17 protein-coding genes are annotated in these 20,158 nt (G+C 70.2%); 3 read left to right on the top strand and 14 right to left on the bottom strand.

Annotated elements, in window-relative coordinates; translation table 11 throughout:
* Positions 1–35: 35 nt before the first annotated feature.
* The 14 genes from OHB49_RS30735 to rsmH form a co-directional block, all read right to left on the bottom strand.
* On the bottom strand, positions 36–641 hold the full coding sequence (locus OHB49_RS30735) for a cell division protein SepF (protein WP_329164181.1): 606 nt from the start codon (positions 639–641) through the stop codon (positions 36–38).
* Between the two features lie 125 nt (positions 642–766).
* Positions 767–1,486, bottom strand: a complete 720-nt coding sequence (locus OHB49_RS30730) for a YggS family pyridoxal phosphate-dependent enzyme (RefSeq protein ID WP_329164180.1) — start codon at positions 1,484–1,486, stop codon at positions 767–769.
* Between the two features lie 6 nt (positions 1,487–1,492).
* Positions 1,493–2,251 carry a peptidoglycan editing factor PgeF gene (gene pgeF / locus OHB49_RS30725; protein ID WP_329164179.1) on the bottom strand — a complete coding sequence of 253 codons (759 nt, stop codon included), beginning with the start codon at positions 2,249–2,251 and terminating at the stop codon, positions 1,493–1,495.
* A complete protein-coding gene (ftsZ, locus tag OHB49_RS30720) occupies positions 2,248–3,465 on the bottom strand; it encodes a cell division protein FtsZ (protein WP_030972891.1) in 1,218 nt (405 codons plus the stop codon). Before ftsZ ends, pgeF begins: the two co-directional genes overlap by 4 nt.
* A gap of 275 nt (positions 3,466–3,740) precedes the next feature.
* A complete protein-coding gene (locus OHB49_RS30715; protein WP_329164177.1) occupies positions 3,741–4,529 on the bottom strand; it encodes a cell division protein FtsQ/DivIB in 789 nt (262 codons plus the stop codon).
* Between the two features lie 50 nt (positions 4,530–4,579).
* On the bottom strand, positions 4,580–5,674 hold the full coding sequence (gene murG, locus OHB49_RS30710; RefSeq protein ID WP_329164176.1) for an undecaprenyldiphospho-muramoylpentapeptide beta-N-acetylglucosaminyltransferase: 1,095 nt from the start codon (positions 5,672–5,674) through the stop codon (positions 4,580–4,582).
* Between the two features lie 6 nt (positions 5,675–5,680).
* On the bottom strand, positions 5,681–7,144 hold the full coding sequence (gene ftsW, locus OHB49_RS30705; protein ID WP_329164175.1) for a putative lipid II flippase FtsW: 1,464 nt from the start codon (positions 7,142–7,144) through the stop codon (positions 5,681–5,683).
* A gap of 113 nt (positions 7,145–7,257) precedes the next feature.
* Entirely contained in the window at positions 7,258–8,685 is a 1,428-nt protein-coding gene (gene murD / locus OHB49_RS30700; protein WP_329164173.1) for a UDP-N-acetylmuramoyl-L-alanine--D-glutamate ligase, read from the bottom strand.
* Complete coding sequence (mraY, locus tag OHB49_RS30695) at positions 8,682–9,752, bottom strand: phospho-N-acetylmuramoyl-pentapeptide-transferase (protein WP_030972903.1); 1,071 nt, start codon at positions 9,750–9,752, stop codon at positions 8,682–8,684. Before mraY ends, murD begins: the two co-directional genes overlap by 4 nt.
* Positions 9,749–11,155, bottom strand: coding sequence for a UDP-N-acetylmuramoyl-tripeptide--D-alanyl-D-alanine ligase (locus OHB49_RS30690; protein ID WP_329164172.1), 1,407 nt, complete (start codon positions 11,153–11,155; stop codon positions 9,749–9,751). The genes mraY and OHB49_RS30690 overlap by 4 nt, the downstream gene beginning before the upstream one ends.
* Positions 11,156–11,159: 4 nt before the next feature.
* Positions 11,160–12,899, bottom strand: a complete 1,740-nt coding sequence (locus OHB49_RS30685) for a UDP-N-acetylmuramoyl-L-alanyl-D-glutamate--2,6-diaminopimelate ligase (RefSeq protein WP_329164170.1) — start codon at positions 12,897–12,899, stop codon at positions 11,160–11,162.
* A gap of 18 nt (positions 12,900–12,917) precedes the next feature.
* On the bottom strand, positions 12,918–14,903 hold the full coding sequence (locus tag OHB49_RS30680) for a peptidoglycan D,D-transpeptidase FtsI family protein (RefSeq protein WP_329164168.1): 1,986 nt from the start codon (positions 14,901–14,903) through the stop codon (positions 12,918–12,920).
* A gap of 4 nt (positions 14,904–14,907) precedes the next feature.
* A complete protein-coding gene (locus OHB49_RS30675; protein WP_030972910.1) occupies positions 14,908–15,528 on the bottom strand; it encodes an FtsB family cell division protein in 621 nt (206 codons plus the stop codon).
* A 40-nt stretch (positions 15,529–15,568) separates the two neighbouring features.
* On the bottom strand, positions 15,569–16,534 hold the full coding sequence (rsmH, locus tag OHB49_RS30670) for a 16S rRNA (cytosine(1402)-N(4))-methyltransferase RsmH (RefSeq protein WP_329164167.1): 966 nt from the start codon (positions 16,532–16,534) through the stop codon (positions 15,569–15,571).
* Between the two features lie 379 nt (positions 16,535–16,913).
* On the opposite strand from rsmH, the gene OHB49_RS30665 reads away from it, so the two are divergent.
* From OHB49_RS30665 to OHB49_RS30655, 3 genes are all read left to right on the top strand, one after another.
* Positions 16,914–17,474, top strand: coding sequence for a beta-class carbonic anhydrase (locus OHB49_RS30665; protein ID WP_030972913.1), 561 nt, complete (start codon positions 16,914–16,916; stop codon positions 17,472–17,474).
* 239 nt (positions 17,475–17,713) lie between these two features.
* A complete protein-coding gene (locus OHB49_RS30660; RefSeq protein WP_030972914.1) occupies positions 17,714–18,769 on the top strand; it encodes an AAA family ATPase in 1,056 nt (351 codons plus the stop codon).
* Entirely contained in the window at positions 18,769–20,157 is a 1,389-nt protein-coding gene (locus OHB49_RS30655; protein ID WP_030972915.1) for a DUF58 domain-containing protein, read from the top strand. Before OHB49_RS30660 ends, OHB49_RS30655 begins: the two co-directional genes overlap by 1 nt.
* The last annotated feature ends 1 nt before the right edge of the window (position 20,158 follow it).

The following is a 20,158-nucleotide window of genomic DNA, read 5'->3' as shown; positions in this document are numbered from 1 at the left end:
GCCTCTCGGCCGGGGTCGTTCCCGGTGTCGTGTTCTCAGCTCTGGTTGAAGAATCCGCCCTCAGCGATGCGGGCCTTGTCCTCCGCCGTGACATCGACGTTAGCAGGCGACAACAGGAACACCTTCTGCGTCACCCGTTCAATGCTGCCATGGAGACCGAAGACGAGTCCTGCGGCAAAGTCGACAAGTCGCTTCGCATCCGTATCGTCCATCTCCGTGAGATTCATGATCACCGGAGTGCCCTCACGGAAGTGTTCCCCGATGGTACGGGCCTCGTTGTAGGTCCGGGGGTGCAGCGTGGTGATCCGGTAGGGCTCCCGCTCGGACACGACCTTGGGCATGATCACCGGTGCGTTCTTCTCCATGTTGGGGCGTTCAGGTGTGATGGATGCCACGGGCGCGATTCGGGCGGGTCGCACGCTCTCCGCCGGGATCTGGACGGGCTCCCGCTGCGCGGGCGGCTGCACCACTCGTACCGGTTCGTCCCGCTCCACCTGATGCGCGGGCTGGTGCCGCCGCCGGTCACGCTCCGGCTCCGGCTCGGGTTCGAATTCGTCGTCGGGGTCGAACCCCGGACCGTCGTACCCATCGTCCTCCACGAGGCCGAGGTAGACCGCCATCTTGCGCATCGCGCCGGCCATGCTCTGAGTCCTCCGCTCTGTGGTGGATCGGAACCTGTCACCAAGTGCCCGCGATCCACTCAGGCCTGCCCGCCAAAGGCGGGAATGACCATATTTTCTGCTGTGGTCCGACTTGCTTGGCGACGTTACCCGAGCCCGGGTCGGACTCCGAGTACCGCAGTACCGACGCGCACATGTGTCGCTCCGGCCGCAACCGCATCCTCGAGGTCCGCGCTCATCCCTGCAGAGACCATGTTCGCAGCCGGATGGTTCCCGCGCAGGCGGGATGAGAATTCCATCAGCCGGTCGAATGCCGCGCGTTGCCGCCCGGCGTACGGTCCGGCGAGCGGGGCCACGGTCATCAGACCGTCGAGCCGGAGCCCCGGCGCGACGGCCACCGCGTCGGCCAACTCCTCGATCCCGTCCGGCGCGACGCCGCCCCGGTCACCGCGCTCACCGCTCTCCGCGTCGAGCGCGACCTGGATGAGACACCCGAGTTCGCGCCCACCGCGCACGGCGGCGGCCGAGAGCGCCGTGACCAACTTGGTCCGGTCGGCCGACTGCACGACATCGGCATAACTCGCCACAGAACGAACCTTGTTCGTCTGCAGCTGTCCGACAAAGTGCCACGTGAGCGACAGATCCGCACAATCGGCCGCCTTGGGTGCCGCATCCTGGTCACGATTCTCCGCGACATGACGCACACCGAGTTCATGCAGGATTCGCACATCGCTCGCGGGATAGGTCTTCGTGACCACGATGAGGGTCACTTCTTCCCTTTTGCGGCCGGCGGCGACACAGGCGGAAGCAATACGTTGCTCCACCTGTGCCAGATTTTCGGCGAGTTGAGTCTTACGGTCCGTCATGCCCTATCAGTCCAACCAGACATATCCGGCGAGCCGCCCGGTGGTGCGGTCGCGGCGGTACGAGAAGTGGTCGCCCGATTCCAGGGTGCATGCGGGCGACTTGTGCCGGTCCCGCACCCCGAGGGCTTCGAGCTGGGCATGGACCCCGGCGGTGACATCCACGGCCGGCGTCCCCCAGCTGGTCTCGGACCACGATCCGGGAACTGCCTCGGCGACCTCGGACCGCATCTCCGCCGGGACCTCGTAACACCGTCCGCAGACGGCCGGGCCGGTGTGCGCGGTGATCCGGGAGGGCTCCGCACCGAGCGTCACCATGGCCTCGACCACGGCGGGGACGACTCCGGCGACCAGGCCGGGGCGGCCGGCATGTGCCGCCGCCGCGATCCCGGCGACCGGGTCGGCGAGGAGTACGGGGGTGCAGTCGGCGGTGAGCACGGCGAGCGGGAGTCCGCGTCGCGCGGTCACCACCGCGTCCACCGCGGGAATCTCGGAACCGTCCGGCCAGGGCCCGTCGACCACCGCCACATCCCGCCCGTGCACCTGGTTCATCCAGACGACCTGCGCCGGGTCGAGACCGAGGCTGCGGGCGGCGCGCTCGCGATTGGCGAGGACGGCGGCGGAGTCGTCCCCGACCGCGCCGCCGAGGTTGAGCTCCCCGTACGGAGCGGCGCTCACCCCACCCCACCTGTCGGTGAAGGCGAAGTGAGCGCCACCCCCCGAGGACACGGGGGACACTGCGGTCACTGCGTGGTGCCGGCCTATCACTTCAAGAAGTCCGGGACATCCAGCTCTTCGGCCTGGGTGTCCTGGTAGGAGGGACGGGCCGGCGGGACGTGCGGCTGGGAGACCGGCGACATCGAGGTCTCGTTCGCCACCGGTACGGACTCTGCCGGGGCCTGGGTCTCCTCGCGCACAGGCACGGAACCGAGCCCGCCGGACTGGCGCACCGGCTCGGCGGACCGGGCCGGCGGAGCCTGCTCCTCGCGCTTGCCGGCGCCCGCGCCGAGGACGTTCTCGCGACGGGCCGGCGGCTGTCCGCCGTCGAAGCCCGCGGCGATCACGGTGACCCGCACCTCGTCGCCCAGTGCGTCGTCGATGACCGCACCGAAGATGATGTTCGCCTCCGGGTGGGCCGCCTCACTCACCAGCTGGGCGGCCTCGTTGATCTCGAAGAGACCGAGGTCGCTGCCGCCGGAGATGGAGAGCAGGACACCACGGGCGCCGTCGATGGACGCCTCCAGGAGCGGCGAGGAGATCGCCATCTCGGCCGCGGCCACCGCACGGTCGTCGCCGCGGGCCGAGCCGATACCCATGAGCGCCGATCCGGCCTCGGACATGACCGACTTGACGTCGGCGAAGTCGAGGTTGATCAGGCCCGGGGTGGTAATGAGGTCGGTGATGCCCTGGACACCCGAGAGCAGTACCTGGTCGGCCGACTTGAACGCGTCGAGCACGCTGACCTGGCGGTCCGAGATGGACAGCAGTCGGTCGTTGGGGATGACGATGAGGGTGTCGACCTCTTCGCGGAGCTCGGCGATGCCGTCCTCCGCCTGGTTCGCGCGGCGCCGGCCCTCGAAGGTGAACGGGCGGGTGACCACACCGATCGTGAGGGCGCCGAGCGAGCGCGCGATGTTGGCGACGACGGGTGCGCCGCCGGTGCCGGTGCCGCCGCCCTCTCCGGCGGTGACGAAGACCATGTCGGCCCCCTTGAGGACCTCCTCGATCTCCTCACGGTGGTCCTCTGCCGCCTTACGACCGACGGCCGGGTTGGCCCCGGCGCCGAGGCCGCGGGTGAGTTCACGGCCGACGTCGAGCTTGACGTCGGCGTCGCTCATCAACAGGGCTTGCGCATCAGTGTTGATCGCGATGAACTCGACGCCCTTGAGACCGACCTCGATCATTCGGTTGATGGCATTGACACCACCGCCGCCGACACCGATGACCTTGATGACTGCGAGGTAGTTCTGCGGTGCTGCCACGTCGAAGGCCTCTCGCCTCGAGTTACGTGTCGTCGCTTCGCGGGATCCCGCGGCGACGACTGATGCCGATTGGGACGGTCCGAACGCCGACCCAAACCCTAACGTTGAAGTTTAGGGTTACCAGTGTGTCTGCTTCTTGGACTCTTCCGAACAGGACACTAAGTCGACAAGTGGCGCACGTTCAACGAACACGCCGAACCTCCCGTTTTTCTTTTCACCCTATGTGATCACCCGTAGCGCTGACCAACCAGGGTGCTGGCCAGGCCAAATGCGCGTCAACTGCCCGACACTGCAGGAGCGGTGGGTGCACTCACGTCGAAGTGTCCCGCTTTGGGAGCCGCTTTCATGAGAGCGGTGAGGACTCTTGCCTTCACCGGCCCCTCTTCGCCGCTGCCCCAGACCACCGTGCGCCGACCGGTCAGCTCCAGGGAGATCGAATCGTACGAGGTGACCCGCACGACCTTGGTGTCCTTGGCGACCGCACCCGGGAGTTCGCCCGCGACCCGGACCGCTTCCCGCACCAGTCGGCCGCTGCCGAAGCGGCGCAGACTCGCCGACTGATCGGGCGTCAGCTCCAGCAGCGGTACGCGCTTCGGCGCCCTGTCCACCGTGGCGAAACGGACGCCTTTCACGTCCACTTCAATGAACTTTGTGTCCTTTTTCATCAACAGGACCGGTTTGCGTTCGGTCACTTTAAGTCCGATGCCGTGCGGCCATGACCGTACGACATCCACCGAGTCGATACGAGGCAACTTCTGGCGCAACCGGTCCGCGATGGCGTCCGTGTCCACGGAGACCATCGGGGCCCCGATCGGCACCGCGGCGGCGGCCTCCACCTCGGCCGGGGTCAGTACGTCGACACCGGTGGTCGTGACCTGTTCGGCCCGGAGCCAGGACGAGCCGTACAGCGCCCATACGGAGCCCGAAGCGAGCAGCAGGACGCCGACGGCGATCACGATCAGCAGTCTGCGGCTGGGCAGTCTGCGCCCGGTGGGGCGCGGCGGGCGGGCCGGGTCGTCCTGCTGCTGCCCTGCACCGCGCCGGGCGGTCGTCGGTCCGGCCACGCTCGCTCCTTATGCCGGGTCCGGGGGCGTCGCCCCCGGACCCGCCCGCCTCACGCCTTGCGGCGTGCGGCAATCGCCTCGTACACCATGCCGACGAGCAGGTCGTCGGCATCCCTGCGGCCGAACTCGGCGGCGGCGCGGGACATTTCATACAAACGGTGCGGATCCGCAAGCACCGGGAGGACGTTGCTCTGCACCCACTCGGGGGTGAGCGCCGCGTCGTCCACCAGCAGACCACCGCCGGCGTTGACCACCGGCTGGGCGTTGAGCCGCTGTTCGCCGTTGCCGATCGGCAGCGGGACGTAGGCGGCGGGAAGCCCGACGGCGGAGAGTTCGGCGACGGTCATCGCGCCCGCACGGCAGAGCATCATGTCGGCCGCGGCGTACGCGAGATCCATCCGGTCCACGTACGGTACCGGGACGTAGGGCGGCATCCCGGGCATGTTGTCGATGCGCGGCAATTCGTTCTTCGGGCCGACCACGTGCAGGATCTGGATCCCGGAGCGCTGCAGCAGCGGGGCGACCCGCTGGATCACCTCGTTGAGGTGGCGGGCGCCCTGCGAACCGCCGGAGACCAGCAGCGTCGGCAGGTTGGGATCGAGGCCGAACGCGTCGCGCGCCTCCGGGCGGACCCGGGCCCGGTCCAGGGTGGCGATGGTACGGCGCAGCGGGATGCCGATGTAGCGGGCACCGCGCAGCTTGCTGTCCGGAGTGGACACGGCGACCCCGTGCGCGTACCGGGAACCGATCTTGTTCGCCAGGCCCGGCCGGGCGTTCGCCTCATGGACGACGATCGGCACCCCGACCCGCTTGGCGGCCAGGTAGCCGGGCAGGGCGACATAGCCGCCGAAGCCGACCACGCAGTCCGCCTTGGTGCGCTCCAGGATCTGCTCGGCGGCCTTGATGGTGCCGCGCAGCCGCCCCGGGACCGTGATCAGCTCGGGGGTGGGCTTGCGCGGCAGCGGAACGGCCGGGATCAGCGCCAGTTCGTACCCCCGCTCGGGTACGAGCCTGGTCTCGAGTCCGCGCTCCGTGCCCAGGGCAGTGATTCCCACGCTCGGGTCCTGCCTGCGCAGGGCATCCGCGAGGGCAAGCGCGGGCTCGATGTGGCCGGCGGTCCCCCCACCGGCGAGTACGACATGCACCGAAATTCACCGCTCTCCGGACGGACGCTTCTTGACGCGCCGTCTCATCGTCTTCCATCTCACCCCGGGCCTCCGCATGGCCAGGGCCGCCTTCGCGGCGGGTTCCTCTCGCGCGAACGCGATCAGCAGCCCGACAGCGAACATGGTCGGCAGCAGGGCCGATCCTCCGTAGGAGAACAGCGGGAGAGGGACCCCGGCGATCGGCAGCAGGCCGAGCACCGCACCGATATTGATCACGGCCTGGACCGTGATCCAGGTGGTCACACCTCCCGCGGCGTACCTCACGAAGGGGTCCTCCGTGCGTCCGGCCACGCGGATACCCGCATAGCCTAGAGCCGCGAAGAGGGCGAGCACCGACAGCGTCCCCGCCAACCCCAGTTCCTCCCCGGTGATGGCGAAGATGAAGTCGGTGTGAGGTTCGGGTAGTTGGCCCCATTTTTCCACACTCGCACCCAGCCCGGATCCGAACCATCCGCCGGACGCCAGAGCATAGATGCCGTGCACGGCCTGCCAGCACGAGCCGTCGGGGCCGGGTTCGCTGACCCCCATGCAACTGAGGCGTGACATCCGGTTCGGACTGGTCTTGATCAGCAGGAAGGCGAGGACTCCCGCGACGGCGAGCACCCCGGCGAAGAGCCGGGTGGGCGCCCCGGCCAGCCAGAGCAGGCCGAAGAGGATCGCGGTGAGAATGATCGCAGTTCCCATGTCGCCGCCGAGCATGATCAGCCCGAGGAGCATGAAGGCGACCGGGACGAGCGGCACCAGCATGTGCTTCCACTGCGTCAGCAGCCGCCTGTCCTGTTTGCGGGCGAGCAGATCGGCGCTCCAGAGGATCAGGGCCAGCTTGCCGAACTCGCTGGGCTGGAGCTGGAAGGGGCCGCCCAGATAGAGCCAGTTCTGGTTGCCGTTGACCGACATCCCTATCCCCGGCACCTGGACCAGCACCATCAGGAAGACCGTGCCCATGAGCAGCGGGTAGGCGAGCGCCCGGTGGAGCTTGACGGGCATCCGGGAGGCGACCACCAGCAGTACGGAGCCGATGACGGCGGCGAGGAACTGTTTACGGAAGAAATACGTGCCGGGCTTGTCCAGCTCCAGCGCCTTGATCATCGAAGCGGAGTAGACCATCACCAGGCCGAGCGCGGTGATCAGCAGGCCGGCGCCGAGGATCAGGTAGTACGCGGTCAGCGGGCGGTCCCAGGCCCGGCGTGCCTGCTCGTACATCCGCCGCACACCGCTGCTGCTGCGGGGGGTGCGCGGGCCGGAGCCGTCGTGGCCCCTGGAGCGCGGCACCGCGGGCCGCCGCCCGGCTCCCGCCGCCAGCCTGCCGCGCAGAGCGAGCCCGGCGGGCGCCGGGGGCCCTGCCGGACGGGCGGAGGCCAGCAGGGGTGGGGCGAGCGCCCGGCTGATCGCCGCGGTCGCCTGTGAGCGGCCTGTGCCGCGCGCGGCGGAGCTCTCGTCGGCCGGCATTGTCGCTGTCCCCTCCACTGCTCGTGCCCGGGGCTGCTGCCGAGGGCCGGGGCGCGCGGCGGAGCCGCCCGTACCCGGTTCTCCGGGACAGTACGGCGCGGCGGCCGGGCCCGTCAGGCGCTCTCGTCGGCGAGTGCGCGGACCGCGTCCGCGAATGCCTCGCCCCGCTTGTTGTAATTGGCGAACATGTCCATCGAGGCGCAGGCCGGGGCCATCAGTACGGTGTCTCCCGGCCGGGCGAGCCGTGCCGCCTCGCGGACCGCCTCGGACATCGCCCCAGTGTCGGTCCGGTCGAGGTCGACGACCGGGACCTCGGGGGCGTGTCGCGTGAGGGCTTCGTGGATCAGTTCCCGGTCGCGGCCCATCAGCACAACGCCGCGCAGCCGCTTCGCCGCCCCGCTCACCAGCTCGTCGAAGGTGGCGCCCTTGGCGAGGCCGCCGGCGATCCAGACGATCGGGTCGTACGCCGCGAGGGAGGCCTCCGCGGCATGCGTGTTGGTGGCCTTGGAGTCGTCGATGTACGCGACTTCGGCGACGTCCGCGACATGCTCGATGCGGTGTGCGTCGGGGCGGAAGGCCCGCAACCCGTCCCGTACCGCCCTGGGCTCGACGCCGAACGCGCGGGCCAGCGCCGCGGCCGCCAGCGCGTTGGCGATGTTGTGCGGGGCCGGCGGGTTGACGTCCCCGACCTCGGCGAGCTCCTGGGCCTGCTTCTGCCGGTTGGTCACGAAGGCCCGGTCGACGAGGATGCCGTCGACGACGCCCAGCTGGGACGGTCCAGGGGTCCCGAGGGTGAAGCCGATGGCGCGGCAGCCCTCCTCGACGTCCGCCTGCCGGACCAGGTCCTCGGTGGCCTTGTCGGCCGCGTTGTAGACGCAGGCGATCCGGTTGCCCTCGTAGATCCGGCCCTTGTCCGCGACGTACGCCTCCATGGAGCCGTGCCAGTCGAGGTGGTCGGGCGCCAGGTTGAGGACGACCGCGGAGTGGGCGCGCAGCGAGGGCGCCCAGTGCAGCTGGTAGCTGGAGAGCTCGACGGCGAGTACATCGTACGTCTCGTCGCCGAGCACCGCGTCCAGCAGGGAGACCCCGATGTTGCCGACGGCCGCCGTGCGCAGCCCGGCCGCCTCCAGGATCGAGGCGAGCATCCGTACGGTCGTGGTCTTGCCGTTGGTGCCGGTGACCGCGAGCCAGGGGGCCGGTTCCCTGCCGTCGTGGCCGCGCAGCCGCCAGGCGAGCTCGACGTCGCCCCAGACCGGGACGCCCGCCTCGTCGGCTGCTGCGAAAAGCGGCTTGTCGGGCTGCCAGCCGGGGGTGGTGACGATGAGCTCGGTGGACTCGGGCAGGGTCGCCCCGTCGCCGAGGCGCACGGTGATTCCCTGCGCCTCCAGCTCGGCGGCCTGCGCACGGGAACGCTCGTCGTCCCCGTCGTTGACCACGGTGACGACGGCGCCGAGGCCGTTCAGGACACGGGCGGCGGGGATACCGCTGACACCGAGTCCCGCGACGGTGACGTGCTTGCCCTGCCAGTCCTGGTTGCTCACTTGGCGGCTGCCCACCCTGCGTAGAAGAGACCGAGCCCGACGATCACGCACATGCCCTGGATGATCCAGAAACGGACCACGACAAGGACTTCGGACCAGCCCTTGAGTTCGAAGTGGTGCTGGAGCGGCGCCATCCGGAAGACCCGCTTGCCGGTCATCTTGAAGGAGCCGACCTGGATGACCACGGACATGGTGATCATCACGAAGAGGCCGCCGAGGATGGCCATCAGGAACTCGGTGCGGGAGCAGATCGCGAGACCCGCGAGCGCGCCGCCGAGTGCCAGCGAACCGGTGTCACCCATGAAGATCTTGGCTGGCGAGGTGTTCCACCACAGGAAGCCGAAGCAGGCGCCCATCAGCGCGGAGGCGACGACCGCGAGGTCGAGCGGGTCGCGGACCTCGAAGCAGGCGTTGGGGTTGGTCAGGGTGACCGCGTTGGCGCAGGACTCCTGGAACTGCCACAGCCCGATGAAGGTGTACGCGCCGAAGACCATCACGGAGGCGCCGGTGGCCAGACCGTCCAGACCGTCCGTCAGATTCACGCCGTTGGACATGGCGAGGATCATGAACAGCGCCCAGACGACGAACAGCACCGGGCCGATCGACCAGCCGAAGTCCGTGACGAACGACAGCTTGGTGGAAGCCGGGGTGTTGCCGCGGCCGTCGGCGAACTGGAGCGACAGCACCGCGAAGGCGATGCCGACGATCAGCTGGCCGGCCATCTTCGCCTTGGCACGCAGACCGAGCGAACGCTGCTTGACGATCTTGATGTAGTCGTCGAGGAACCCGACAAGACCCATGCCGGTCATCAGGAACAGGACCAGCACACCGGAGAAGCGCATCTGCTCACCGGTGATCACCTTCGCCAGGACGTACGCCATCAGCGTGGCCAGGATGAAGGCGATGCCGCCCATGGTGGGCGTGCCCTTCTTGCTGCCGTGGCTGCGCGGGCCGTCGTCGCGGATGAACTGCCCGTATCCCTTGCGGGCCAGCAGCTTGATCAGCAGCGGGGTACCGACCAGGGTCAGGAAGAGCCCGATGGCCCCCGCGAAGAGGATCTGCCTCATCGGCCGGTGACCTCGCCCTCGGTCGAGTTCTCCAGCAGTGCCTGGACGACCATTTCCAGGCCGGCCGACCGGGACGCCTTCACCAGCACGACGTCTCCCGCGCGCAGTTCACTGCGCAACAGGTCGACGGCAGCCTGTGCGTCGGACACGTGCACCGACTCCTCACCCCACGAACCCTCGTTGTATGCGCCCAGTTGCAGCCAGGAGGCTTCTCTGCCCCCGACCGCGACGAGCTTGCTGACGTTGAGCCGGACGGCGAGCCGTCCGACCGCGTCGTGCTCGGCGAGCGAGGCGTCGCCGAGCTCAGCCATGGGGCCGAGCACCGCCCACGTACGCCGGCCCTTCCCCATGGCGACCAGCGCGCGCAGCGCTGCTCGCATGGATTCGGGGTTCGCGTTGTAGGCGTCATTGACGAACGTCACGCCGTCCGGACGCTCGGTGACCTCCATGCGCCAGCGGGAGAGGGTGCCCGCCTCGGAGAGCGCTTCGGCGATCTCGTCTGCGGACAGGCCCAACTCATGGGCGACGGCGGCCGCGGCGAGCGCGTTCGACACGTGGTGCTCACCGTACAGGCGCATGGTCACATCGCTGCACCCGGTGGGTGTGTGGAGCGTGAAAGCGGGGCGGCCGTCGTCGGTGAGACGGACCTTCTCTCCCCGTACGTCCGCATCCGCGGCTTCGCCGAAGAGCAGCACCCGGGCCTTCGTACGGGAGGACATGGCGCGCACGAGCGGGTCGTCGGCGTTGAGGACGGCGACTCCGTCCTCGGGGAGCGACTCGACCATCTCGCCCTTGGCGATGGCGATCTGCTCGCGGCCGCCGAACTCGCCGATGTGCGCGGTGCCGACATTGAGGACGAGGCCGATCCGCGGCGGGACCAGGCCGGTGAGGTAGCGGATGTCGCCGATGTAGCGCGCACCCATCTCGAGGACGAGGTGTTCGGTGCTCTCGGTGGCGCGCAGGGCGGTGAGCGGCAGTCCGATCTCGTTGTTGAGGTTGCCCGCGGGGAAGACGGTGGGCCCCTTGCGCTCCAGGAGCTGGGCGATCAGGTCCTTGGTGGAGGTCTTGCCCGCGGAGCCGGTGAGGGCGACGACGGCGGTGCCGAGCCGTCCGACGACGGCCCGGGCGAGGGCGCCGAGCGCGGCGACGACGTCGTCGACGACGATCGCCGGGACGCCGACCGGGCGGGTGGCCAGTACGGCGGTCGCGCCCACCTCGACGGCGCGCTGCGCGTAGTCGTGGCCGTCGACCCGCTCGCCGGCGAACGCGACGAACAGGCTGCCTTGCTCCACCGCTCGGGAGTCGATGACGACAGGTCCGCTGACGGTCGCTGCCGGATCCGGTATGTCGTACGACTGCCCGCCGACGATATCGGCGATCTCGGCGAGGGTAAGGGCGATCACTTGGTCATCCCTGACTGTTGTTCTCGTGGGTGTGGGCGAGGTCCGGGGTGTTCTCGGGGGCGTCGTCGGCGCTCTCTTGCCCCAGGGACCGGGCGATGACCGCGCGCAGCACCGTACGGTCGTCGAAGGGGCGTACCACTCCGTGGATGTCCTGGCCCTGTTCGTGGCCCTTGCCGGCGATCAGCACGGTGTCACCGGGCCGGGCGCGGGCGACCGCGGCGGCGATGGCGGAGGCCCGGTCGGCGTCGACCAGGACCTCGCCGCGCTCGTGGACGGGCACCTCGGCGGCGCCCGAGAGCATCGCGGCGAGGATGGCCAGAGGGTCCTCGGAGCGGGGGTTGTCGGAGGTCAGCACGGCGGTGTCGGCGAGCCGGGCAGCTGCCGCCCCCATCGGTCCGCGTTTTGTCGTGTCGCGGTCGCCGCCGCAGCCGAGCACGATGTGCAGTTTGCCCTCGGTGACCTTGTTCAGGGAGCGCAGGACGGACTCGACGGCGTCGGTCTTGTGCGCGTAGTCGACGAGCGCGAGGTACGGCTGTCCGGCGTCGACGCGTTCCAGCCGGCCGGGGACTCCGGGGACGGCGGCGACCCCGTCGGCCGCGGTCTGCGGGTCGACGCCCGCGACGGCCAGGGTGACGATCGCGGCGAGGGTGTTGGCGACGTTGAACGGGCCGGGCAGCGGAGCCCTGGCGGTGATCCGCTCGTCCTTGGGGCCGACAACGGTGAAGGTGGAGCCCAGCGGGCCGATTTCGACGTCCTCGGCGCGCCAGTCGGCGTCCAGGTGGCCCTCGGCGGAGAAGGTGACGACCGGAACGGACGCCCCGGTGATCAGTCGGCGGCCGTACTCGTCGTCGAAGTTGACGACACCCCGCCGGCTGCGCTCCGGGGTGAACAGCTGAGCCTTGGCAGCGAAGTAGTCCTCCATGCCGGAGTGGAACTCCATGTGCTCCGGGCTGAGGTTGTTGAAGACGGCGACGTCGAAGACACAGCCGTCGACCCGGCCGAGCACCAGCGCGTGGCTGGAGACCTCCATGGCGACCGCGTCGACGCCGCGCTCGCGCATGACGGCGAACAGGGCCTGGAGGTCGGTCGCTTCAGGGGTGGTGCGCTCGGACTTGATGCGCTCGTCACCGATCCGCGTCTCGACGGTGCCGATCAGCCCGGTGCTGCGTCCGGCGCCCCGGAAGCCGCCCTCGATGAGATACGCGGTGGTGGTCTTCCCGGACGTTCCGGTGATGCCGATCTGCAGGAGGTCGGCGCCGGGCCGCCCGTAGATCTCCGCGGCGAGTTCGCCCATCCGGCCGCGCGGGTTCTCGGTGACCAGCACCGGCAGTCCGGTGGCGGCGGCGCGCTCGGCACCCGCCGGGTCGGTGAGGACCGCCGCCGCACCGAGGCCGGCCGCCTGGGCGACGAAGTCGGCGCCGTGGAGGCGGGCGCCGGGCAGCGCCGCGTACACATCGCCGGGCCGTACCGCCCGCGAGTCATGGGTGATGCCGGTGACCTCACCGGATCCGGGCGATTCGACTCCCAGCCGGGCTGCCAGCTCGCCGAGGGTGGTCGGCCGGAGCCGATCCGGGCGGGGCGCTCCCGGGTAGTTCACAGGGGCGTCCTTCTGGATGGTTTGGGACTGTTCAGCGTGGGGCACGGCGGTGAGCGTACCGGGCGCACCCGGCCTCTCGCGAGGTGAGGGGGCCGCTCCCCGGTCGCTCCCGTTCCGGTTCCCGGGATCGGGGGTGATGGTTGTCACTGGCTGGTTACCCCGAGTTCACTCGCCGGGCTGGAAGGACACCGGCAGGCGGGCGGACCCGCTGCCGGACGGTGCAGTCTGGAGCGTCTTCAGCGCGAACTCCATGACCTGTTTGTAGATGGGACCGCAGATCTGGCCGCCGAAGTAGCTGCCCTTCGTCGGGTTCTGGATGGCGCAGTAGACAGTGATCTGCGGCTTGTCGGCGGGCGCGAAGCCCGCGAAGGACGCGGTGTAGCCGTGGTATCCGCCGCGGACCGGATCGACCCGGTTGGCCGTGCCGGTCTTGCCCGCGACCCGGTAACCGGGGATACGGGCCTTGGTACCGGTGCCCTCCTCGTCACCGACCACCGACTCCAGCATGCCCGCGAGCGATTTCGCGGTCTTCGCGCTGATCACCCGGGTCTGTTCGGGGGTGGGCGCGGGGGTGAAGCGGCCGTCGGCGCCCTTGGTGCCGCGTACCAGGGTGGGCTGGATCCGGACACCGCCGTTGGCGATCGTCGAGTAGACCGAGGCGGCCTGCATGGCGTTGAGCGAGAGTCCCTGGCCGAACGGGATCGTGTACTGCTGCGAGGTCGACCAGTCCTGCGGCTTGGCGAGGATGCCGGGCGTCTCGCCCGGGTAGTCCAGTCCGGTCGGGCTGCCGATGCCGAATTTGCGCAGGTACGAGTAGAGGGCCTTGTTGGCCTCCGCCTGCGTCTTGCCGAGCTGTCCGGTGGCCAGGATGGTGCCGATGTTGCTGGACTTGGCGAGTACGCCGTTGAGCGTCAGGTACCAGGTGGCGTGGTCGATGTCGTCCTTGAAGAGCCGGTCGCCGCGGTGGAGCCGGTTGGGGACGGTGACATGGGTACCGGGGGTGGCCACCCCCTCCTCCAGGACGGCGGCCATGGACATGACCTTGCTGGTGGAGCCGGGTTCGTACACGTCCTGCACGGCCGCGTTTCCCAGCGTCGCCGCGTCGGCCTGCGAGAGGTCGTTGGGGTCGAAGCCCGGGGCGTTGGCCATGGCGAGGACCTCGCCGGTCCTGGTGTTCTGCACGATCACATAGCCACGGTCCGCCTTGGACTTCTTCACCTGGTCCGAGATGGCCTTCTGGGCGGCCCACTGGATGTCCCGGTCGATGGTCAGCTCGATGTCGGAACCGGCGACGGCCGGAACCTCCTTGGTGCCCGCGGTGGGCACGCGGCGGCCGCCGGACTGGGCGTACTTGATCTTGCCGTCCTCGCCCGCGAGCTTCTTGTCCAGCTGCGATTCGAGGCCGCCCGCGCCCTTGCCCTCCGCGTTGACGTAGCCCAGTATCCCGGCGGCCAGCCCACCGTTGGGGTAGACCCGTTTGGTGGTCGACTCCTGGAAGACGCCGGCCAGCACATTGGCTCCGGGTCCGCCGTTCGCCCTGTCCTTCTGGGCCTTCTCGGCGAAGACGGACTTGAGGTCCTTGATCTGCTTCCAGACCTGTGGGGTCTGGCGACGCGCCAGGACGGCGTACCGGCTCTTCGGCTTCGACAGCTTCTTCGTCAGCTCCCCGGCGTCGACGCCGAGGATGGGGGCGAGGAGGGCCGCGGCCTGCTGCGGTGCGTCCGGGGCCTTGCTGTCCTCGGGCGTGAACATCTTGGGGTCGGCGGTGATGTCGTACGCGTCGACGCTGATGGCCAGAGCGATGCCGCTGCGGTCGGTGATCTCGCCGCGCTCGGCGGAGATCGTGTACTCGAGGTAGCGGTTCTCCTCGGCCTTGGCCGCGTACGCGCTGGCGTCGACGGCCTGGACCTGGAGGAGCCGGACGACGAACGCAAGCATGACGAGCGTCAGCGCCAGGCTGACCAGGCGGAGCCTGGGGCGCGGGCTGCCGAGGCGCAGGGGGCGCGCCGACGGCCCCCGCGGGGCGCGGCCGCGCGGGACCTGCGACGACGGGCGGCGGGCGGCGGGCCGGGGGCGGCCCGAGCCGGCTGCGGCGCTGCGGGGGCGCGCGGGGCCGGGGACCCGGCGGCGCGGCGGTTCCTTCGAGGGCACTGCGTCACCTGCCGGGACTGGTCGAGGACTGGTGTGCCGGGGTAGGCGGTTGCGCGGGCGGAGCTGCCGAGGTGCTGGGCTTCGTGGCGGGCAGCGCCGGGGTGGACGGTTGTGCGGGCGGGGCTGCTGAGGTGCTGGGTTTCGTGGCGGCCACGGCCGGGGACTTGGCGGAGGCGGACGGCGGGGCCGGGGGCGGTGCGGATTTCGACGGCGAGGCGCCGGCAGGCGGTGCGGCCGCGGGTGCCCGGGTCCGCTGGGCGACGGCCTCGGAGGGGACGCCACGGACCGTGCCGTCCGGGTTGAGGAAGGCGGGACTGCCGCCGGGCACCATGCCGAGTTCGCGGGCGCGCCGCTCCAGTGCGTCCGGCTCGGAGCGGCCGTCGACGTCGCGCTGGAGGGCCTGCTCCTCGTCGGTGAGATCGGTGGTCCGCTTCTTCAGTTCGCTCAGCCTGAACGATCCCTCGTTGAGCGCGGAGTTCAGCAGCAGCAGGGTGATCAGGCCGCCGCCGAGGAGCAGCACGACCAGCAGGACGAAGGGCGTACGGGCCGCACTGCTGGACCCGGAGGGCATCAGCCGGGCGAGTCTCGCGGCCCGCCCCTTGAGCTGTCCGGCCGGTCCGCTCACGGCGTCACCTCGGCCTCTCCCGGTGCCGTACCGGCTGCGCTCATCGCTCCTCCTCGCGGATCCGCTGGGCACCGCGCAGACGGGCGGGGGCCGCGCGCCGGTTCTCGGCGACCTCCTCCTCCGTGGGCAGCTCCGCGCCGCGGGTCAGGAGCTTCAACCGCGGCTGGTAGCGCTCGGGGACGACGGGCAGTCCGGGCGGCGCCGTATTGGCCGCGCCTGCCGCGAAGACCTGCTTGACCAGCCGGTCCTCCAACGAGTGGTACGAGAGGACGGCGATCCGGCCGCCCACGGCGAGGGCCTCCACGGCGGCCGGGATCGCCCGCTCCAGGACGGAGAGCTCGCCGTTCACCTCGATGCGCAGCGCCTGGAAGGTCCGTTTGGCGGGATTACCGCCGGTGCGCTTGGCCGCCTGCGGCAGTGAGTCACGGATCAGCTCGACCAGCCGGGCGCTGTTGCTGAACGGTTCCTTCTCGCGCTCGCGCGCGATCGCGGAGACGATCCGCTTGGCCTGCTTCTCCTCGCCGTACGCACGCAGGATCCGGACGAGTTCGCCCGGCGGGTACGTGTTGAGGACCTCGGCCGCGCTGATGCCGGTCGTCTGGTCCATCCGCATGTCGAGCGGGGCATCCTGGGCGTACGCGAAGCCGCGGTCGGCCTCGTCCAGCTGCATGGAGGAGACACCGAGGTCGAACAGGACTCCCTGGACCTTGGGGACGCCGAGCCGGGCGAGCACCTCGGGCAGCTCGTCGTAGACGGCGTGCACCAGTGTGGCCCGGTCACCGTACGGGGCGAGCCGCTGGCCGGAGAGCCGCAGCGCCTCCTTGTCCCGGTCCAGCGCGATCAGCCGGGCCGACGGGAAGGCGGCGAGGAGGGCCTCGCTGTGGCCTCCGAGACCGAGGGTGCAGTCGACGACCACGGGCTGTTGCGGACTCGGCACCTCCAGAGCCGGGGCCAACAGGTCCAGGCATCGCTGGAGCATCACCGGGACGTGTCGGGTCTGGCTCATGCGCCCTCTCAGGCTCAGTCCCGTGTGGCTGCACGTACGGCCTGGTCCCCGCCCGCTCGGAAGGGGAGGTCCGCCGGCGCCGGGGAAGTGGCGTCGGCCGACCGGCGAGCGGGAGAGGGCCGGGCCGTACGTACGCCGCGCACACAGGGGAAATCTTCGGAATGTGCAAGGTGTCGGTAACTTCCCGTCACCTTAGTCCACCCTGCCATTCGATCGATTCCCGATCAATGAGCCCGGCAGCGCGTCGCCTCGCCCTCTGTTCACTCGGTCGAGTGACCTGGCCTAATGCTTGTGGGTTACCTCACAACAAGCCTCGTTGACGTTCTTTGTCCCTTCTCACGGCACGCCAAGGCGAACGGTGGCAGCTAACGTCATATCCATGTCGACTTCCGCGCAGTCCCCTGCCGAGCACCCCGCACCCGCTGCCGGCCAGGCCACCGACGGTACGGTCATCGACCACCTGGTCGAGGCGAACACCCGTTACGCGGCCGAGTTCGACGATCCCGGTATGGACGCGCGGCCGGTGCTGCAGGTCGCCGTGGTCGCCTGCATGGACGCCCGGCTCGACCTCCACGACGCGCTCGGCCTGGCGCTCGGCGACTGCCACACCATCCGCAACGCGGGCGGCGTGGTCACCGACGACGTGATCCGCTCCCTGACCATCAGCCAGCGGGCGCTCGGCACCCGCAGCGTCATACTCATCCACCACACCAACTGCGGCCTCGAGTCGATCACCGAGGAGTTCCGCCAGGAGCTGGAGGCGGAGGTCGGCCAGCGGCCGGTCTGGGCGGTGGAGGCGTACAAGGACGCGGATCAGGACGTACGGCAGTCGATGCAGCGCGTCCGCACCTCGCCGTTCCTTCTGCACACCGATGACGTCCGCGGCTTCGTCTTCGACGTGACCAGCGGCTTGCTGCGCGAGATCCACCCCGTCATCTGACGCTCGCGGATTTTTCCGGGCACCTAAAATGCCCACGACCCAGACATTTCGCACCCACTTATCCACAGGCGAGTGACACGAAGCGGTAACGGCAACAAGAATGCGGGTGTGACATCCCACCGGACCGTTCCGGCGGGGGTCCGTTTTTCGGGGTGGCCGGGCCAACTACCAGCGCATCGGCCCGTGAATGGGGTATCCCCTGCTCCTTGAGAGCGTGGGGCAGGGCCGAGGAGGGCCGGGTGACGACCTATGACGATCGAGCGAGCCTCACAGATCTGACGACCACAGCGGAGCGGGTGCGCAGGTCGGTGGAGGCTGTGATCGAGGGCAAGCCTGAGGTCGTTCGGCTTTCGCTGACCGTGCTGCTCGCAGAGGGGCATCTCCTCATCGAGGATGTCCCCGGGGTGGGCAAGACCATGCTGGCCAAGGCGCTCGCGCGGTCGATCGACTGCTCCGTGCGGCGCATCCAGTTCACACCGGACCTGCTGCCTTCCGACATCACCGGTGTGTCCATCTTCGACCAGCAGCGGCGCGACTTCGAATTCAAACCGGGCGCGATCTTCGCCCAGATCGTGATCGGCGACGAGATCAACCGCGCCTCGCCCAAGACCCAGTCCGCGCTGCTGGAGTCGATGGAGGAGCGCCAGGTCACCATCGACGGGCACAGTTACGAACTGCCGGACCCGTTCATGGTGGTGGCCACCCAGAACCCGGTGGAGATGGAGGGCACGTATCCGCTGCCCGAGGCCCAGCGCGACCGGTTCATGGCCCGGGTGTCGATCGGCTATCCCAGCGCGGAGGCCGAGCTGCAGATGCTCGACGTGCACGGCGGCGTCTCGCCGCTCGACGACCTGCAGCCGGTGGCACACGCCCACGACATCGTGAAGCTGATCGAGGCGGTCCGGACGGTCCACGTGGCCGAATCCGTACGGCGGTACGCGGTGGAGCTGGTCGGGGCCACCCGGATCCACCCGGATCTCAGGCTCGGTGCCTCGCCGCGCGCCACGCTGCATTTGCTCCGCGCGGCAAAGGCCTCGGCGGCGCTGAGCGGGCGGGACTACTGCCTGCCCGACGATGTGCAGGCGCTGGCGGTCGCGGTGCTCGCGCACCGGCTGCTGCCCACCGCCCAGGCCCAGCTGAACCGTCGTACCGCGGAGCAGGTCGTGCTGGAGATCCTGCAGCAGACGCCGGTGCCGACCGCGGGTGGCGGTGCGACCGTCCCGGCGCCGCCGCAGCACCAGCCGGGCCCCGTGACGTACGGCCGGCAGCAGCCGCCCGGCATGCGGCGGGTGTGATGGCAGCAGAGGGGCCGGCCGCGATGAACGACGGCGACGACAAGGGCGGTCTGCGCGCCGCGCTGGGCGGGCTCACCACACGCGGGCGGTCCTTCCTCGCGGCCGGGATCGCGGCTGCGGTCTGCGCGTATGTGCTGGGCCAGGGCGACCTGCTGCGGGTCGGGCTGCTGCTCGCCGCGCTCCCTCTGGTCTGCGTGGCGGTGCTGTTCCGTACCCGCTACCGGGTCGCGGGCACCCGGCGGCTCTCCCCGTCCCGGGTGCCCGCGGGCACCGAGGCGCGGGTGCATCTGCGGATGGAGAACGTGTCGCGGCTGCCCACCGGGCTGCTCATGCTGCAGGACCGGGTGCCCTATGTGCTCGGGCCGCGGCCCCGGTTCGTCCTGGACCGGGTGGAAGCGGGCGGCCGACGCGAGGTGTCGTACCGGGTGCGGTCGGATCTGCGCGGGCGGTATCCGCTCGGACCGCTGCAGCTGCAGCTGAGCGATCCGTTCGGGATGTGCGAGCTGACCCGGTCGTTCAGCGCGTACGACACCCTGGTCGTCATCCCGCGCACCGAGCCGCTGCCGCCGGTCCGGCTGGCGGGCGAGGCCTCCGGGTACGGCGAGGGGCGGCAGCGCGCGCTGGCACTGGCCGGCGAGGACGACCTGATTCCGCGCGGCTACCGGCACGGCGACGATCTGCGCCGGGTCCACTGGCGCTCCACCGCGCGCTACGGCGAGCTGATGGTGCGCCGCGAGGAGCAGCCCCAGCGGGCCAGATGCACGGTGCTGCTGGACACCCGGCGGATCGCCTACCAGGGGACCGGGCCCGACTCGGCCTTCGAATGGTCGGTGTCGGGGGCCGCATCCGCGCTGTTGCACATGCTGGAGCGGGGCTTCGCGGTCCGGCTGCTGACCGACGACGGCAGTTCGGTGCCGGGTGAGGGCGAGGGCGGATTCGCCGGCTCGACCCATGAGTCCGCCGACTCGGCGGGACTGATGATGGACACGCTCGCGGTCGTCGACCACTCCGACGGGGGCGGCCTTTCGCGCGCGTACGACGTACTGCGCGGCGGCAACCAAGGGCTGCTGGTCGCCTTCTTCGGCGATCTGGACGAGGAGCAGGCGGCGGTGGCGGCCCGGATGCGGCAGCGCAGCGGCGGCGCCGTCGCGTTCGTGCTGGACAGCGACGCCTGGGTGCAGGGAGAGTCGCACGGCGCCGCACTCGCGGGGGCGGAGGAGCGGCTGCGGCTGCTGCGCGAATCGGGCTGGACAGCGGTCCTGGTGCAGCCCGGGGCCGATCTCGCCGAGCTGTGGCAGCTGGCGGGGCAGCAGAGCACCGTGACGCAGTCCGCCCTGTCGGGCGGCGCCACGGGCGGTACGACAGGTTTCACCGGGGGATGGTCATGAG

Origin of the sequence: Streptomyces sp. NBC_01717, assembly GCF_036248255.1 — a bacterium.
In the GTDB taxonomy this organism is placed as follows: Bacteria; Actinomycetota; Actinomycetes; order Streptomycetales; family Streptomycetaceae; genus Streptomyces.
Note: the sequence above shows the minus strand (reverse complement) of the source record. Positions and strands in the feature narration are given on the sequence as shown.